The sequence below is a fragment of the Rhizobium sp. 05N49 genome (assembly GCF_056396805.1).
The window spans coordinates 47208-63251 of sequence record NZ_JBFTME010000019.1 but is presented as its reverse complement, the minus strand read 5'-3'; the positions used below and the strand labels follow the sequence as shown (position 1 = coordinate 63251).

Sequence of the window (16044 nt, the reverse complement as noted above, 5' to 3'; positions counted from 1 at the left end):
GTTGACGCGTTCGCGTTGTTTCAATTCTGAGCAGGGTCGGTATTCAAGGGGCGCATAAACCGCGCCGGATTTCCGGCATAGACGCCCGAAACGTCGATATCACGGGTCACTACCGTCCCGGCGCCAATAACCACGTCGTCACAGATGTTTACTGGCAGGATTGTGGCATTCGACCCGATGGATACTCGATTTCCGATGCGTGTCTCCTTCCAGAGTGTCCGGTTTCCTCTCGCCGGCCCGCCGCTGGAGAAAAGGTCGTTGATGAACATCACACCGTGGCCGATGAAACAATCCTGGCCGATCTCAACGAGCTCGCAAATGAAACTATGCGACTGTACCTTCGTGCGGGCGCCGATCTGAACACCCTTCTGGATCTCGACGAAAGGGCCGACGAAACAGTCATCGGACAGGGTACATTCATAGACGTTCGCGGGCTCCACGATCTTCACGCGATCGCCGCAGACTACATCCCGGATTTGCGCCTTCCAGAGTGTCGGCGAACGATCCGTCACGAGGATCGACTTCCCAATTTGGAGTATTTGACCTCCAGGGGCAGGGAGACCTCTTTCTGGGATGCGATGGATTCATAGAGCGCCATAATGAGTTCCAGGCTCTGTCGGCCCTCGTGCCCGTCGACAAGGGCCTTGCTGTTATTCGCTAGGCAATCGACGACATGTTCATAGTAAGCTTGATGACCGAAGCCGTACACATTCGGCGGATTGACCGAATACTTATCCATGACCTCGGCGTCGGCGACATGATTGTCGCTGAATTGCCAGGTCCGAATCTTGTTGACTGCAAAACCTGCAATTTCGACCGAGCCTCCGGCACCGAGGATCGAGATCGAACCCTCGATATCCTTCGGGCGTGTTGCAGACGTCGCCTCAATGATCCCAAGTGCACCATTGCGGAATTTTAGGGTGGCAACAGCCGTATCTTCAGCCTCGATGTTGACGAGTGCTGTGGTGGCGCGGGCGTGTACGCTTTCGACTTCGCCCATGAACCAGGTCAACATATCTATGTGATGGCTCGCCTGATTGGCCAGGACGCCTCCGTCATAAGCCCAGGTACCGCGCCAGCTGTCTTGATCGTAATAACTTTGATCACGGCACCACCGGACCCGGACCGTGCCAAGGACGAGTTTGCCAAAACGACCTGCATCCAGTGCCTCGCGCGCTTTTACAACGGGGACGTTAAAGCGGTTCTGCTTGACGACAAAAAGGCGAACCCCATTGTCATCGCATGCCTTAATCATCGCCTCCGCATCCGTCAGCGTGAGTGCCATTGGTTTTTCGACGACGATATGTCGCTTATACTTGGCCAACGCGATCACGTGTTCTGCGTGCATGCCACTCGGAGTCAGCACGGAAACAACGTCGATCTGCTCGTTCTGCATCATCTCGTCAAATGACTGATGATACGGAACGCCGAAGCGTTCGCCAAATTCTTTCGCCTTTTCGAGGACGACATCACAAACTGCGGCCAATCTTGCTCCTTTAATCTGAGAAAGGCCAAGCAGCTCTGAATGTCTCTTCGCAATTCGTCCGCAACCGACAATAGCAAAATTTATCACGAGTAGTTCCTCAACAGCCTTGTCGTCGGTTGTTATTCAGCGCTGACCCTGACGTCAAACCCATGCTTCCTGAGCAGGGCATGCCTTTGGGCTTCTACCAGATCGTGCCCAACCATTTCCGAGCACATTTCTCTGGCGGAAATTTCGGGGACCCATCCCAAAACTTCGCGGGCCTTGCTGGGATCTCCCAGGAGAGTCTCGACCTCAGCTGGGCGGAAATAACGTGGATCAATCTTAACGATGACATCGCCTGGCTTGAGCACGGGTGCTCGCTCTCCGGAGACAGATTCTACGATGCCCCGCTCATTCAAGCCACTCCCTTCGAATCTGAGCTTGATGCCCAGATCTTGCGCGGCCCATTCGATAAACTGCCGTACGCTGTACTGTTTGCCGGTTGCAATGACAAAATCCTGAGGACGCTCCTGCTGAAGCATCAACCACTGCATCCTCACGTAATCTTTCGCATGTCCCCAGTCGCGCAATGCGTCAAGGTTGCCCATGTAAAGGCATTTCTCGAGCCCTTGAGCTATGTTCGCCATGCCGCGGGTAATCTTCCTCGTCACGAATGTCTCACCGCGACGGGGGCTTTCATGATTGAACAGGATGCCGTTGCATGCATACATGCCGTAGGATTCACGATAGTTGACCGTAATCCAATAGGCATACAGCTTTGCCACCGCATAAGGACTGCGTGGGTAAAAAGGGGTGGTCTCTTTCTGCGGCGTTTCCTGGACCAATCCGTAGAGTTCGCTGCTGCTGGCCTGATAAAAGCGCGTCTTCTTTTCGAGGCCGAGTATTCTGATCGCTTCCAAAAGCCGCAACGTACCCAAGGCGTCGGTATCGCCAGTGTATTCGGGGCTCTCGAAGCTCACGGCCACATGGCTCTGAGCACCAAGATTGTAGATCTCATCTGGTTGAGTCTCCTGAATGATACGAATCAGATTGCTCGTATCCGTCAGGTCGCCGTAATGCAGTTGGAACCGCGTGTTCTCGCTATGCGGATCTTCGTAGATGTGATCGATACGCTGCGTGTTGAACGAACTCATGCGCCGCTTGATCCCGTGCACTTCGTATCCCTTCGCAAGAAGGAATTCCGCGAGGTAGGAACCGTCCTGGCCTGTTACGCCGGTGATTAAAGCGACTTTGCTCATTTATGCGACTTTCTCTCGGGATAGGAAATCTGCGTAGGCCAGTTTGAGGCCCTGCTCGAGGTCAACGATTGGCGACCAGCCAAGATTTCTAGCAACCTCGCTGTTCATCAGTTTTCGAGGAGTGCCATCCGGCTTGGTTTTATCGAATTCAATGGCGCCAGTGAAGCCGACAATCTTGCCGATCATGGTCGCAACCTCAAGGATCGTGACATCACTCCCATATCCCACATTGATATGGCTCTGAGCTTGAGGCATCAGGCTTTTGTAGTCTTCATAGGGCAGATTCATGATGTGCACACTCGCCGCAGCCATGTCGTCCACATAGAGGAACTCACGTAGCGGCGTACCGCTGCCCCACAGCGTTACGCTTGATGCCCCCTCGACTTTGGCCTCGTGGAAGCGTCGTATCAACGCGGGAATGACATGGGAATTCTGTGGGTGATAGGAATCGCCGACCCCGTAGAGATTGCTTGGCATTACGGCCCGGTAATCGACCTGATGGCTGGCGCCATACTGCCGGTTGTAACTCTCGCAAAGTTTTATCCCGGCAATCTTTGCAATGGCATAGGGCTCATTGGTCGGCTCGAGCGGCCCCGTCAAAAGCGCATTTTCTTTGATCGGTTGATCAGCAAGCTTTGGATAAATGCAGCTCGAGCCTAGGAGCATTAGCTTTTTTACGCCACTTCGGAACGCTGCCTCGACGACATTTAGCTCGATCATCAAATTGTTATAAATAAAGTCTGCCGGATAAGTGTTGTTTGCGTAGATGCCGCCAACCTTTGCTGCAGCAAGATAGACCTCATCAGGTCGCTCCCTTTCAAAGAAGTGGCGAACGTCGGCTTGCTCAATGAGGTTTAGCTCTCGATGCGGCGCCGTGACGATCCGATCCGCAGGGCAGCCGCTGGCTAGCAGGTGCCGCATAATAGCTGAGCCGACCATGCCTCTATGTCCCGCCACGAATATTTTCGAAAATTTACGCATGGTTTGCTCGCGGATGGTTAAGCCTTCCTTGGAGTACGCATCGCCTCTCATGCCGCAGATTTGGCATCTTGCGGACTGTTACCTTGCGCCTGATTGCGGGTTCCGATTGTAAAAGTCAATCTTGATCGACCGACTGAAGCCGGCCGTCCGCGAGTCCTCCGTTATACCTCAACTGGCGCAGGTGCTTAGATTGAGCCTCGCAGCACTCCGTCGTTGGTTGCCGGACGGCCCATGCGGAAAAGGCATTTTCACGCTTTGAAGAAACGGCTGTAGCCCAGTTGCGACGAGTGTGGTCGACCGAATAGCCCTGTGGATAATAATCTCGTGGTTGCAGCATTTGGTTATTCTGCTAGTAGTGAAACGCCATCGGAAGTTCCAAGGACTCCCGATGGCAACGCTGTGCTTGAAAACGAACTGAAAGGCGACCTTACATCCGAAACTCTAAGATTCTCCGAGCGACCGCTGCAGGGATGGTGAGTTTAATTTTCATCTTCGTTTTGGCCAATCATATTGAATGGCGAGATGCATTTCGGGTGATGGAATTTGGTATCTCACCGGAGAGGCTTGCGCTTTTTCTGCTGCTCACAGGCGCAATAGCATTTGTCTATGCCCTGCGCTGGCAACTTCTTCTCGATTTTGAGCTTGGTATGATGGCTTCGTTCACTGCGTCGATAATCGGCCTCGGCGGCAATATGCTGCTCCCCGCGCGTGGGGGAGATTTGCTAAGGGTATATTATAGCGGCCAGCGAGCAGAGATTCCCTATGCAGGAGTTTTTAGTCGGCTCGTTGTCGAAAAATTTGTGGATTTTCTTACGATTTTTCTCGTTGGTTTGCTGGCGGCGGTATTAAATCGCACCTTGTTTTCTAACGGTTACATTCTCTATTTCTCTGCGGTTGGGTTGGCTGGGGCGTTGTTGGTTGCAATCGGTTTGCGCTTTTCTTCAAAACAATTGTCGGCTGTTGCCGGCAGAGTGCTCCGTCTCTTAAAGCTCACCTCAGTCGCCGAGAAGGGGGTGGAGCGTGTGCTCTTGGATTTGGCGCGTGGTCTTTCAGTCTCCGCTGTTGCACTGCCGAGTTTATTGACCTTGTTGATGTGGGTGCTGTTGTACTCTTGGGCGTACATATTGGTCGGCCGAATTGTAGGCATATCCCTATCCTACGATGAATCGCTTGTCGTGTTGTTCGCCGGGTCGTTAGGTTTGATGATACCCGCCGCTCCTTCAGGTGTCGGGACATACCATGCTTCGGTTGTCTCTGCATTCATATTGCTTGGAAGATCTTCTTCCGAGGGAATTGTATTGGCAACCGCGATCCATTTCCTGTTCCTGGTGATTTACGCAGTTCCCGCGCTGGTGATTGGTTGCCAGTGGCGGCTCGGGCGTTTAGTGACTGAGTAGAAGATGAAAAAGTATTTCTATCACCTTCTGAGGCGATACGTTTCCCTGTTTGTCCTGCCACAGAATTCTGTTGTGGAGATAGATCCTGCCAATCCTCAATTGATTGGGAGTTTTCCGCAAGGAAAAATCGCCTTTCGCAATGGGCGTCATGAAGAGGGTTTTGATGGTGCCGATGCTCTTTCAATCGAGGAAGTGGGGAGGAACCCGCCCGACTTCCTGGTTGTAAGTGGACTAATCCACTATGAACGAGACATCCAAGCGCTTTTTGCCGCTGTGAGGCAGCTTTGCAGGCCTGATACAAGGCTGATAGTGACATATTACAGTAGCTTGTGGCGGCCTTTTGCGGCGCTTGCATCAAGGTTCAACTTGCGAGGTAAGCTTCCCGAGGCCAATTGGTTGGCGCATGAAGATATTCACAATCTTCTTGACCTTGAGGATTTTGAACTGATCCGCTTAGATCAGCGTATTCTAGTCCCGTTTTACATCCCTCTATTCAGCAGTGTCATAAACCGCTTTATCGCGCCGCTGCCGTTCTTCAGGATCTTTTGCCTTCTTAACATCGCGATCGCTCGCCCCAAAGTGGCCGTCGTTGACAAATCCAAGCCATCGGTTTCGATTGTCGTTCCAGCTAGAAATGAGGCCGGCAATATCGAAGAAATTGTCCGCCGTATTCCCGCGATGGGACCAGAAGACGAGATCATCTTTGTTGAAGGAAACTCTACCGACGAGACCTGGGAGACCATAAAGACGGTCAGCAGCCGCTACGGCGATCAATACAGAATAATAACCGCTCAACAAGATGCGAAGGGAAAAGGGGAGGCGGTCCGCAAGGGGTTCAGTTTGGCAACGAAAGATATACTTATGATCTTAGATGCAGATATGACCGTGCCGCCGGAGGACCTTCCAAAATTCTATCAGGCAATTGTCGCTGATAAAGGCGAATTCATCAACGGTACGAGACTTGTTTATCCGATGGAAAAGGGCGCCATGCGCTTCTTTAATCTTATCGGGAACAAGTTTTTTGCAATCGCTTTCTCCTTCGTTCTTGGGCAGAGGTATAAAGACACCCTTTGCGGCACCAAGGTGATTAGCCGAGCGAACTATTTGAAGCTTGAAGCCAACCGCTCCTATTTCGGGGAGTTCGATCCCTTTGGTGACTTCGACCTGATTTTTGGCGCCGCAAGAATGGGTCTGAAAATCGTTGAAGTGCCAATATCCTATCGCGAACGTGTCTACGGCGATACTAACATCTCTCGCTGGAGGCATGGTGCTATTCTATTGGCGATGCTGGTTTTTGCGGCTCGGAAGATAAAGTTCTTGTGATGGCCGATGATCTCTACGAACACGACCTTAGGGCGACGCTTGCCAACAGAAGCAAGTTGAAAGCAAATGTTAATCTGATGTACTGGTATGAACAGCTTTATCGCCAGCTGTTTGCCAGCGAGCCAGGTTTTAGCTCGTGGCGCGTCCTTGAAATCGGGAGCGGGACCTCGCCACTGAAGCTACACTTTCCGAATATCATTACATCGGACGTCCTTAATCTGGACTATCTGGATTTGGTCTTTGATTGTCACGACATTGCTACCTTCTCCGAAATTCCGGATAACAGTCTAGATGCGATCACGCTGACCAACGTGCTGCACCACCTTCGTGATCCCATAAGATTTCTCCGTGGTGCGACACGGAAACTCCGTGCGAATGGCAGCGTCTATATGGTCGAGCCATATTTTTCTCTGATGTCTTACCCATTGTACAAACTCTTGCATCACGAGCCTGTGGATTTCTCGATCAAGCGACCGATTTTAGACAAGATTGACGGCCCTCTCTCATCGTCGAACCAAGCACTTCCGCACATGTTGTTCTTCTCGCGAAATAACTGGGAAAACGAAATTGCGGACTGCTATGATCTATCCCGCACAAAGCGGAGCTATTTCTCTGCGTTTTCGTATATGGCAACTGGTGGCATATCCCGACGGATTCCCGTGCCGCCATCCATCTATAAAATGTGTTTCAAGCTTGATCAGACGATGGCCAGCGCAGCGCCAAAGCTTTTCGCTTCTTTTTTCATAGTTCGTCTTTTTGCCCTGGGTGAAAAATGAAGCTGTTTCTGTTTCGCGTGGCAAATTGGCTCTATTCCTCGAATTACCCGTTTTATTATTTTTTATACAAACATTGGAAAGCCATCGCTGACCGCAAGGAGCGGAAGATAGTTCAACTGATTTTGCGACCAGGTATGATAGTTGTCGATATCGGCGCAAATATTGGTGTTTATACCAGATTTTTTTCCCGCCTCGTAGGATCGGAAGGCACGGTTCACTGTTTTGAGCCCGATTCGATCAATTTCAATCGGCTTAAGAGGAATGTAGGGAGCCTCAGGAACGTGCTGGCGATTCCAAGCGCGGTCGGCGAGCGTACTGGCAGTGTAAAGCTTTACACATCAGATGAAATGAATGTGGATCATCGGACATTCGATAGTGGTGACGGCCGCAAAAGTATCGATGTTCCGTTGGTCGCCCTTGATGATTATTTTCCTTCAGGACAACGAATAGATTTTATCAAAATCGATGTTCAGGGTTACGAAATGAATGTGCTGCTCGGCGCGAAGAGAATATTAACAGAGAATACAGATGTTAAGATTCTGATGGAATTCTGGCCTTTTGGGTTGAAAAAGGCATCCGTGAATGCTGATGATGTGATCATTCTCTTAAAATCTCTCGGGTTTTCGATAGTAAGCATCGAAGGATACCCAGATGAGGAATTCAGTCCCGACGAACTGAAATGTTTTTCTGCGACCAGCTACTGTAATGTACTGATATCTCGAAAATAGCTTGGCGAAGTTTTAGGATAACAAAATCAGCAATGTTTTCAACAAGAACGAAGATCCGAATAGCGCGCTGCCTTTCCGCAATCGTCTTGTCTATCAGACACGTCTTCGGCCTTCCCGACGACGTCGTGGTAGTCCGGAGAGGCGTTAGGTGGTCACTCGACCTAAAGGATGGTATCGACTTCGCGATTTATCTGCTCGGGGGCTTTGAGGTAAGAACCCTCCGGAAATATGCGACCCTGATTAAGACAGGCGATATCATTCTGGATATCGGAGCAAATGTTGGCGCTCACACCCTCCCTCTTGCATTGCTCGTTGGCGACTCTGGAAGAGTACATTCCTTTGAACCAACGGCGCATGCGTACTCGAAGCAATGTGCCAATATTGCTTTGAATCCGGTCCTTCAATCACGCATCCGCGCGAACCAGATGATGCTTATGGCGAGTGCGGAAAGCATAGTGCCGGCCGCGGTTTATTCCAGTTGGCCTTTGGAGAAGGCGGACGATCTGCATGGCGAGCATTTTGGGCGCTTGATGTCTACCGACGGCGCGTTGATGGATACTGTCGACCGCCATGTCATGGGTCTTGGCAATCCAAGGATTGATTTCATCAAGCTCGATGTGGATGGGAACGAGCTCGATGTTCTGTTAGGGGCGCAAGCTGTCCTTAAACGTAGCAAACCACGTATCATGCTGGAACTTGCACCGTATGTATATGATCAGCAACCGCAAAAATTCGACGAGCTTCTTCAAGTTTTATGGAGCTCTGGCTACGAGATTTCCTCCGTGGACTCAGGGCGCCAGCTGCCGAGAAGTCCTGATGCGGTGCGCAAAGCAATTCCTGAGTCCGGCGGGATGAACGTCATAGCTTCACAAAAGGGAGTTGAGCTTACCGGCGCTGTTTAGCGGCCCGAAACCCAATCAAAGCATCTTATGGAAAGTAAGGTTGATGAATAGCGGAGTGAATACAAGTCGCCCAAATAGGTATGTGTTATTTGGGTCTCTAGCGATCGTTATCGTTCATATTTATGCTTTGGTAGTCTTTGGAGCGACTTATTGGGTTGATGGCAGGGATTATGTCGAACTTGCGTCGGCTATGAGATCAGAGGCATCCCTGACTGCTTTCTACGCGACGACTGGACAATGGATTTACAGTCACCTTGGACCCGGGGTGCCAGCAATCTGGCTCTTTCTTCAGAACTTTCCTTCGTCCTGGCAATGGCCGACACTTGCAATTTTTCAACATGCGCTTGCCGCTTCCGCACTTATATTTGCCTTCCGTACGATTTGCGAGCTCTGGCCATCTCGGCTCCATCTGATCTCGCTGTTTGTTCTACTGTTTTTGCCTGCCTACCAGTCATTCCACAATGCACTTCTGACAGAGTCCGTTACGTCCTCTTTGGTTTTGATAGCATTCGCTTGTTGCTTGCGGTTGTCAGTTCGAGCCGAATTTGGAGGACCTTGTTTATATGCGGCGCTCGCAGCGTTATTGGTGGTAACACAATTCCGAAGTTATTGGGGAGCTATTGTTGCAGCAATGCTATTTTGCTGCTTATTGTCCAGGAAGCGGCTCTGGTCGCGATGGTTGCCTATCTTGATCATCGTCTCCATTTCCGCCGTTGGGGCCTATCCTGCCTATCGGTTCCTGCAGACTGGAAGATTCTTTATGCCTTCCGGAGGTTTGAATTTTCTGGTCGCTGGTTTCCAGATCAATCCTCATCCATCAATTGATGTTCGCAACCTGTTTTATACCGTCGATTTTCCATCTTCACTCTCGCGAGACCAGGAGATCGAAAAGGGGATGGCGATGGATGACGTCCTCAAACTGGCGCAATTCTGGCATGACGAGGGGCTTGAGAATACAGCAATTAACCGTCAAGCGATAGTTTTGGGCCAGGCTCTCAGCAACGATGGTATTAGCGTGCAAGCCAACCGATTCCTCTACAGCCTTGCCTCAATCGGGATGATTATTCCGCATCTTATGGCTGGACCTGAGAGGGTGATATTCAGGGGGTATACGGCTCGGGCATTGTTCGATCATCAATATTATTATTATCAATGGCAAGCGTGGATATATGACAGCGATTATCGCGCTCTATTCGTCAGATTTTTTGACAATGGAAATGGAAACGATCCTGTTGTAGCTGCCGAGGATGGCGCAGCGAATGTTCAAATTCGACAAGCGTTTTCCGCTTATATAACGACACTCCCGAACCATTTCCGTGATCCACTCAAACTGGGCATAGTGCCGCCCGACCTCTGGATCATTTTGTCTTGTCTCGGCTGCGCGCTGCTGGTCAGGAGGGTGCCGATCGTGCCCGTTTTAATGTTGTGTGTCGTCACCATCGCGTTCGCCACGGCTTTTCTTTTTCCAGTTGGAAATACCAGATATGCGGCGCCGCTTCTCCCGCTCTATATACTTTCCACTTCTATTGGTGTACGGCAGTTTTCCGCTGGAAGGCGTGTGTAGCTACGATGTGTTGCGGTCGATCTTGCTCTTCCTCCGAGCTGCTTCTTATGCTGCTTGAGACGCCATGAACCAGTTTATATGCCATCAATCTAGCTGACAGACTTGAGAATTTGTTTTCTGCATGGATGCACGATTCAACGAATGCATGAAGGTTGCGAGGAAATATGTCGATTCCGCTACGTTGGAATCACTTAGAAAGCCGCAACCATTTACGATTGTAACCGCAACTGCGCTGATCTGGCTCCAGATTACAGCTGCCTGGGCGGTCGCACTTCTAGGCCCGTGGTGGCTCGTTTGGCTCCCTTTCGTCATTAATTGCGCTGTCACGCAAGGTATGCTGCTTTGGGTTCACGAGGCATCGCATTTCCATCTGTATTCCAGCCGCCGAAAGAACGATCTTTGGTGCGATGTCTTTTTCGCTGCGCCTGTCGGTATGTCGGTTGCCGCATATCGATTTCGTCATATGAGCCACCACGCTCACCTCGGCAGCGAGCAAGATGCAGATGGATACCCCTACCGGCAGCCGATCAAGGGGTTTCGTGCACTGGCTTGGGTCATGGTGAAGGCGCTTAGCGGTACCATGGGCCTGTGGCTCGCCGTGGACAAGTATGGGGGGGCTGCGCGCAAAGATGCTGCAGGAAGCTCGGTATCGCCCTCGTGGGTGGCGCCGCTCGTCACACTAGTTTTCAACGGTGTCCTATTGATCCTGTGCGTATTGGCCGACCGTTGGTATCTATATATTTTGCTGTGGGGTTACCCCATCGCCGGCGTTGCGATAGCGCTCAATATCATTCGCACAATCGCTGAACATCAGCCGGAGGACTATCCGAGCTATGCAGATGGCGAAGAAATGGCGATGGTACCGGTTGCACGCACAACCGTCCCAATCTGGTTTGAAAAATGGCTCATGTATCAGGCCAATTTCAACTATCATGTCGAACATCACCTTTTCCCAGCGGTTCCTCAGCATAATCTGGCAAAATTGCACAAGCATCTGTTCGATAAGGGGTTCTACAATCAGTTTCCGGGAAACCTTCAACGAAGCGGGTTCGTTAAGTTCATTCACTTGTCAAGAAACCGCAGGAATGATGATTTCTCAGATTCTGTCGAAGACGCGCTTGCGCTCTGAATATCCGAGTTTACGATTGCCATGACCGGTCAAATGAAATGCTCATCCACAGTTTGTTCAAACTGCGGTAGTACAGTTTTCTCTATCATCGCGCGGGGGCCTGACTATATCTATCATGGCACAGAAGATACATTTACGTATGTACGATGCAACGATTGCGAGCATTTCTATTTGAATCCGAGGCCGGCGATTGATCAATTGTCTCTTATGTACCCTGCAAATTACGGTACATTTTCAAATAGATTCCAGGGGCGAGCTAATATTCTCGCCAGGATAAAAACCTTAGTGAATCGTAAACGGCTGAAGAACGTGCTGGCCGTGCTTCCGACGGGTGGCAGAATACTCGATGTCGGATGTGGAAATGGCGAGCTCTTGATTGCGCTCCGGGAGGCCCGTCCGGATCTTGAGCTTTTTGGCTTGGATTGGCACTTCCCCTCGACCACGCGTCAGGCTCTTGAAAGTAAGGGAATCCAACTGATCGAGTCCGCACTAGAAACTGCTGAATTACCGCCTGTCCCCTTTGACCTCATCATTTTGCTTCAACTGATCGAACATTTATGGGAACCGGAAAAAAGCTTGAGTCAGCTTATCGCTGCATTGAGCGATGGTGGGCGACTGCTTATCGAAACGCCGAATACTGATGGCTGGGATAGAAAACTTTTTTCAGAGGGTGCTTGGGGAGGTTACTACTTTCCGCGGCATCTCAATCTATACAATTTTGAGCGACTAGGCTCGCTTTTGCGCAAGGCGGGAATGGTCGTTGAAACTCAACGGAGCCTGCCAGCGCCGTTGATTTGGGTGTATTCGTTTCAAGCCGCAATACAGGCGCGTTTCGGTTGGAAAAGCACTGTGACGAAGCTGGTAGGAGTGAAAAACTTGCCGCTTGTCGCGCTGTTTGCATTCATCGACAGCGTGTCGATCGCGATAGGGTTCACGACCTCGAACCAGCAAACGGTTGCTAAGAAAGCATAAGCTATTTCCGGTCAGTATAAAGCTTCCCGAAATACATGCGGAACATGCTTGAGATCTCAGCGATCCGCAAGCCGAGATCTGGCCAAAAGCAGCTAGTGTATGTTCAGTACGCGGCCAACTCCTTTAAATTTGAGGGATGGTTGCCGAAACGCTTGCTGCTAGTGTGACGAGAGCTTTCTCGTGTTCAACATGGCCGTGTCGGACTGGCTGGAGCTACAATGTTCGAAGCAAACGGGCTGCGACCGATCGGCCCCGCTAATTTATAGGGTTTCCGCTGTGCATTTTAGGATTAGCAAGCTGCTCGTTTTGAGCCTTTTTACTACACTCTGTCTTTTCCTTGTTTGGTTTGTCAGCGGCGCGCCGGGATTGCCGCTACCAAGTTTGAAGCGAATAGGTGCTGCCGATTGGCAACCACGTGACTCCGCTGGCGAATTTGTATTCAAGAATAAGCTCTGGATATTGGGTGGTTGGAAAACCAATCCGCCTGAATTGCTTCGGGATGTTTGGAACTCCGTTGATGGCGTCAAGTGGAACCTCGTTCAGGCGAAGTTACCATTTCATCACACCGACCTGCCGATGTCGATTGTTTTCAAGGATCGAATTTGGGTGATGGGTGGCACGACACTTTCTGATCCTGCAAACCCAACCACCAACACGGTTTGGAATTCCGAAGACGGAGTGAACTGGAATAAGGTCCAGCAATCCGCGGCGTGGAGCCCGAGGACGGCGACGCCTATTGTCGAGCTGAATGGTCGGCTCTGGATTCTCGGTGGCCTCGAATGGTTTAACGGCAAGCAAACGCTCAAGAATGACGTATGGAGTTCGGTTGATGGAGTCAATTGGGTAAAGGCAACCGAACACGCAGCATGGTCGCCGCGCGCGTTTCACGGCGCTGTGGCCTATAAAGGGAAGCTATGGGTTATGGGCGGGGGGTCCTATACACCAGACTATGTCGCTTTGAATGACGTCTGGAACTCTACGGATGGTGTGAACTGGACGAAAGTCTCGAATGCGCCCTGGCACGGCCGGATTTGGTTTTCGACTATCGCCTACAATAACTTTATGTGGGTGATCGGTGGATGGAGCAAGGAGACGCTCAACCGCAACGGCATCTGGTACACGGATGATGGCGTTGATTGGAAACGCCTATCCTTGTCGGATAGTTGGCGGGCAAGGCACGAGCAGTCCGCATATGTTTTTGATGGAAAAGTGTTGCTGGCTGGAGGCCACGCGGATCCTCTCACTAATGAAATTTGGGAGCTGAATGTCCCTTCATCTTGGTTAAAGTTTGACTGGATCGCAGATCTGACTTCTCGCCTGCATCTATAAAACTACGCGCTGCCACAGGCCTAGCTTCAAGAGCGAATTCGAGTCAGGTTGGCATGAACTTTCGCAATTCTGCTGCCACGTGGCTCGGCGCTTCGATATCGGGAGCGCTTATTCGGGCTGCAGCCGATACGACTTGATTCCTAGTCAAATAAAAACTGTCGAGCATCCAGACCAATGACAAATCTTCGACCGCCAAGGATGTGGCTCAGGGTCAAGAAACCATGATAGAGAGTACCAGAATGGTGGGCGATGAGAGACTCGAACTCCCGACATCCTCGGTGTAAACGAGGCGCTCTACCAACTGAGCTAATCGCCCTCGATGCTCTGTGTCATCGTTCGGTGAAGCGTCTCTAACGATATTGATGAAGAACCGCAAGCCTCTTTTTGAGTTTCTCTGCAATTTGCTTGTGGGCGCCGCTCTTCCCCACCGCTGGCATTCTCTGTAGAGGTGCGGTTGAAAAAATTCGGAGCGAAAATGACGACGCGAGAGCAGCGAGCGGCCCTTCGGCAAAACACCCCCCGGACCTTTTTAGAATATGTCCACACGGAGAATGCGAGATTGCTGCCCGATCGTGGCAAGCTTCTCGACAATCTGCCGAAAGGTGGGGTCGTTGCCGAGTTAGGTGTGGCGGAGGGTGCCTTCAGCGAGGAGATACTGGCACGGAACCAGCCGAGGCAGCTCCACCTCATCGATCCCTGGAACATGGATCGATACTCAGAAGGCCTCGAGATCATCAATGGCAAATTCGGGTCGGAAATCACCGAAGGCCGTGTTGTGATTCGACAGGGCACGTCGCTCGACATGTTGTCACGATTCGATGATGAGACCTTCGATTGGGTCTATATCGATACCGATCATTCCTTTGCGCTGACATGGGAGGAGCTTCTGCTCGCAGATCGCAAAGTGAAGCAGAACGGCCGGATTGCCGGGCACGATTTCTGCACGGGGAACACCGTCAAACCGGTGGTTTACGGGGTCGTGGAGGCGGTCAACAAGTTCTGCGTCGAGCATGGCTGGCGTTTCGAGTTTCTGACGCTCGAGCCTGACGCGCATTTTTCCTACTGCCTGAAGCGCATCGGGGTACCGTGATGGCCGTCAGCGACTTAGATGTCGATCGTGCCGAGTTCCCGCCTGGCTTCCAGATACCACTCGACGAAAGCCTTGGTGCCCGTTTCTAAAGAGGTTTCCGGTCGATAGCCCGTCAGGGCGTGGAGGAGGTCTGGGCTTGCAAAGGTGCGCGGCACGTCGCCCTTCTGCATGGGAAGCATGACACGTTTTGCTTCGTGCCCCATCGCGTTTTCCACGTTTTCGACGAAGTCCATGAGGCTGACCGGCTGGCCGCCGCCAATATTGACGATGCGGAAGGGGGCCTGATGCGAAAGGGTTTCAATTCCCGCATCGGCGACGCGGTTGGTTTCCGAGGGAATGATACCGGACAGCCTGACCACGGCCTCGACCAGATCGTCGATATAGGTGAAATCACGGCTCATATTGCCGTTGCCGTATATCTCGATCGGCTTGTTCTCGATCATGTTCTTGACGAACTTGAAGAGCGCCATATCGGGCCGGCCCCAGGGGCCGTAGACGGTAAAGAAACGGAAGGCCGTGGTGGGAATCTTGTGGAGATGCGAATAGCTGTGCGCCATCACCTCCATCGACTTCTTGCTGGCGGCATAGAAGCTCAGAGGCTCGTCGGCGCGGTCGGTTTCGCGGAAGGGGACAGTCGTATTGGCGCCGTAGATCGATGAGGTCGAAGCAAGCATGAGATGGCGCAGCTCGATGCGACTGGCGATCTCCAGAATGTTCCAGGAGCCCTCGATATTCGAACGCAGATAGGCGTGCGGATTTTCGTTGCTGTAACGCACGCCGGCCTGTGCGGCGAGGTGAATGAGAACATCCGGCTTTGCAGCCGAAATTGCGGCTTCCAGCGCTGCCTTGTCTTCGAGCATGGCGATGACGGGGCGGAAGGCAGGATATTGCGCCAGCGCGGCATGACGCATCTCCTTCAGCCTGACATTATAATAGCGTGTCAGGCCGTCGAAGCCGGTTACCTCATGTCCATCCTGCAACAGCCGGCGTGCCAGATGGAAGCCGATGAAGCCCGCCGTTCCCGTAATGAAGTAGCGCATTTCTACCTTTTTCTCGGGCGCCTGCCGATGGCAAAGTAACCGAATCCGTATTTGACCGCCTCACTTATCGGATAGACGCTCCCGAGATC

Annotated in this window: 15 protein-coding genes and 1 tRNA gene; 10 read left to right on the top strand and 6 right to left on the bottom strand. The window is 51.6% G+C overall.

Features of this window, described 5'->3' with window-relative positions:
- Positions 1–20: 20 nt before the first annotated feature.
- From AC1DF8_RS28630 to AC1DF8_RS28615, 4 genes are read right to left on the bottom strand one after another with little or no spacing between them, the layout of a single operon-like run.
- Positions 21–512: an acyltransferase gene (locus tag AC1DF8_RS28630; RefSeq protein WP_478155884.1), complete on the bottom strand. Its 492-nt coding sequence runs from the start codon at positions 510–512 to the stop codon at positions 21–23.
- On the bottom strand, positions 509–1573 hold the full coding sequence (locus AC1DF8_RS28625; protein ID WP_478155882.1) for a Gfo/Idh/MocA family protein: 1065 nt from the start codon (positions 1571–1573) through the stop codon (positions 509–511). The genes AC1DF8_RS28630 and AC1DF8_RS28625 overlap by 4 nt, the downstream gene beginning before the upstream one ends.
- A 32-nt stretch (positions 1574–1605) precedes the next feature.
- Entirely contained in the window at positions 1606–2724 is a 1119-nt protein-coding gene (gene gmd, locus AC1DF8_RS28620; RefSeq protein WP_478155880.1) for a GDP-mannose 4,6-dehydratase, read from the bottom strand.
- The gene (locus AC1DF8_RS28615; protein ID WP_112971579.1) at positions 2725–3705 is read right to left on the bottom strand and encodes a GDP-L-fucose synthase family protein; all 981 of its coding nucleotides are present in this window, start codon (positions 3703–3705) and stop codon (positions 2725–2727) included.
- 470 nt (positions 3706–4175) lie between these two features.
- Between AC1DF8_RS28615 and AC1DF8_RS28610 the strand changes: the two genes are divergently transcribed.
- The 9 genes from AC1DF8_RS28610 to AC1DF8_RS28570 all read left to right on the top strand — a co-directional run bounded on the left by AC1DF8_RS28610 (position 4176) and on the right by AC1DF8_RS28570 (position 13825).
- Positions 4176–5102, top strand: coding sequence for a lysylphosphatidylglycerol synthase transmembrane domain-containing protein (locus AC1DF8_RS28610; protein WP_112971530.1), 927 nt, complete (start codon positions 4176–4178; stop codon positions 5100–5102).
- Between the two features lie 3 nt (positions 5103–5105).
- Entirely contained in the window at positions 5106–6425 is a 1320-nt protein-coding gene (locus AC1DF8_RS28605) for a glycosyltransferase family 2 protein (protein ID WP_478155877.1), read from the top strand.
- On the top strand, positions 6425–7201 hold the full coding sequence (locus AC1DF8_RS28600; RefSeq protein WP_478155875.1) for a class I SAM-dependent methyltransferase: 777 nt from the start codon (positions 6425–6427) through the stop codon (positions 7199–7201). The genes AC1DF8_RS28605 and AC1DF8_RS28600 overlap by 1 nt, the downstream gene beginning before the upstream one ends.
- Positions 7198–7929, top strand: a complete 732-nt coding sequence (locus tag AC1DF8_RS28595) for an FkbM family methyltransferase (RefSeq protein ID WP_478155873.1) — start codon at positions 7198–7200, stop codon at positions 7927–7929. Before AC1DF8_RS28600 ends, AC1DF8_RS28595 begins: the two co-directional genes overlap by 4 nt.
- A gap of 32 nt (positions 7930–7961) precedes the next feature.
- Entirely contained in the window at positions 7962–8831 is an 870-nt protein-coding gene (locus AC1DF8_RS28590) for an FkbM family methyltransferase (RefSeq protein WP_478155872.1), read from the top strand.
- A gap of 688 nt (positions 8832–9519) precedes the next feature.
- Positions 9520–10395 carry a hypothetical protein gene (locus AC1DF8_RS28585; protein ID WP_478155871.1) on the top strand — a complete coding sequence of 292 codons (876 nt, stop codon included), beginning with the start codon at positions 9520–9522 and terminating at the stop codon, positions 10393–10395.
- A gap of 121 nt (positions 10396–10516) precedes the next feature.
- Positions 10517–11524 (top strand): fatty acid desaturase family protein, encoded by a 1008-nt coding sequence (locus AC1DF8_RS28580; RefSeq protein WP_113212122.1) that lies wholly within the window; start codon positions 10517–10519, stop codon positions 11522–11524.
- Positions 11525–11809: 285 nt separating this feature from the next.
- Positions 11810–12496, top strand: coding sequence for a class I SAM-dependent methyltransferase (locus AC1DF8_RS28575; RefSeq protein ID WP_478155870.1), 687 nt, complete (start codon positions 11810–11812; stop codon positions 12494–12496).
- A 180-nt stretch (positions 12497–12676) separates the two neighbouring features.
- Complete coding sequence (locus AC1DF8_RS28570; protein ID WP_478155869.1) at positions 12677–13825, top strand: Kelch repeat-containing protein; 1149 nt, start codon at positions 12677–12679, stop codon at positions 13823–13825.
- A 240-nt stretch (positions 13826–14065) separates the two neighbouring features.
- Here the strand turns inward: AC1DF8_RS28570 and AC1DF8_RS28565 are convergent.
- Positions 14066–14141, bottom strand: a tRNA-Val gene (locus AC1DF8_RS28565).
- 159 nt (positions 14142–14300) lie between these two features.
- Between AC1DF8_RS28565 and AC1DF8_RS28560 the strand changes: the two genes are divergently transcribed.
- A complete protein-coding gene (locus AC1DF8_RS28560) occupies positions 14301–14915 on the top strand; it encodes a class I SAM-dependent methyltransferase (RefSeq protein ID WP_478155868.1) in 615 nt (204 codons plus the stop codon).
- A 14-nt stretch (positions 14916–14929) separates the two neighbouring features.
- Here the strand turns inward: AC1DF8_RS28560 and AC1DF8_RS28555 are convergent, their stop codons facing one another.
- Entirely contained in the window at positions 14930–15955 is a 1026-nt protein-coding gene (locus AC1DF8_RS28555; RefSeq protein WP_478155867.1) for an NAD-dependent epimerase/dehydratase family protein, read from the bottom strand.
- Between the last annotated feature and the right edge of the window lie 89 nt (positions 15956–16044).

Bases quoted from the DNA above. Each gene is read 5' to 3' on its own strand.
- gmd (WP_478155880.1), bottom strand. From the start codon at position 2,724: ATGAGCAAAGTCGCTTTAATCACCGGCGTAACAGGCCAGGACGGTTCC.
- AC1DF8_RS28615 (WP_112971579.1), bottom strand. From the start codon at position 3,705: ATGCGTAAATTTTCGAAAATATTCGTGGCGGGACATAGAGGCATGGTC.
- AC1DF8_RS28610 (WP_112971530.1), top strand. From the start codon at position 4,176: ATGGTGAGTTTAATTTTCATCTTCGTTTTGGCCAATCATATTGAATGG.
- AC1DF8_RS28605 (WP_478155877.1), top strand. From the start codon at position 5,106: ATGAAAAAGTATTTCTATCACCTTCTGAGGCGATACGTTTCCCTGTTT.
- AC1DF8_RS28600 (WP_478155875.1), top strand. From the start codon at position 6,425: ATGGCCGATGATCTCTACGAACACGACCTTAGGGCGACGCTTGCCAAC.
- AC1DF8_RS28595 (WP_478155873.1), top strand. From the start codon at position 7,198: ATGAAGCTGTTTCTGTTTCGCGTGGCAAATTGGCTCTATTCCTCGAAT.
- AC1DF8_RS28590 (WP_478155872.1), top strand. From the start codon at position 7,962: ATGTTTTCAACAAGAACGAAGATCCGAATAGCGCGCTGCCTTTCCGCA.
- AC1DF8_RS28580 (WP_113212122.1), top strand. From the start codon at position 10,517: ATGGATGCACGATTCAACGAATGCATGAAGGTTGCGAGGAAATATGTC.
- AC1DF8_RS28560 (WP_478155868.1), top strand. From the start codon at position 14,301: ATGACGACGCGAGAGCAGCGAGCGGCCCTTCGGCAAAACACCCCCCGG.
- AC1DF8_RS28555 (WP_478155867.1), bottom strand. From the start codon at position 15,955: ATGCGCTACTTCATTACGGGAACGGCGGGCTTCATCGGCTTCCATCTG.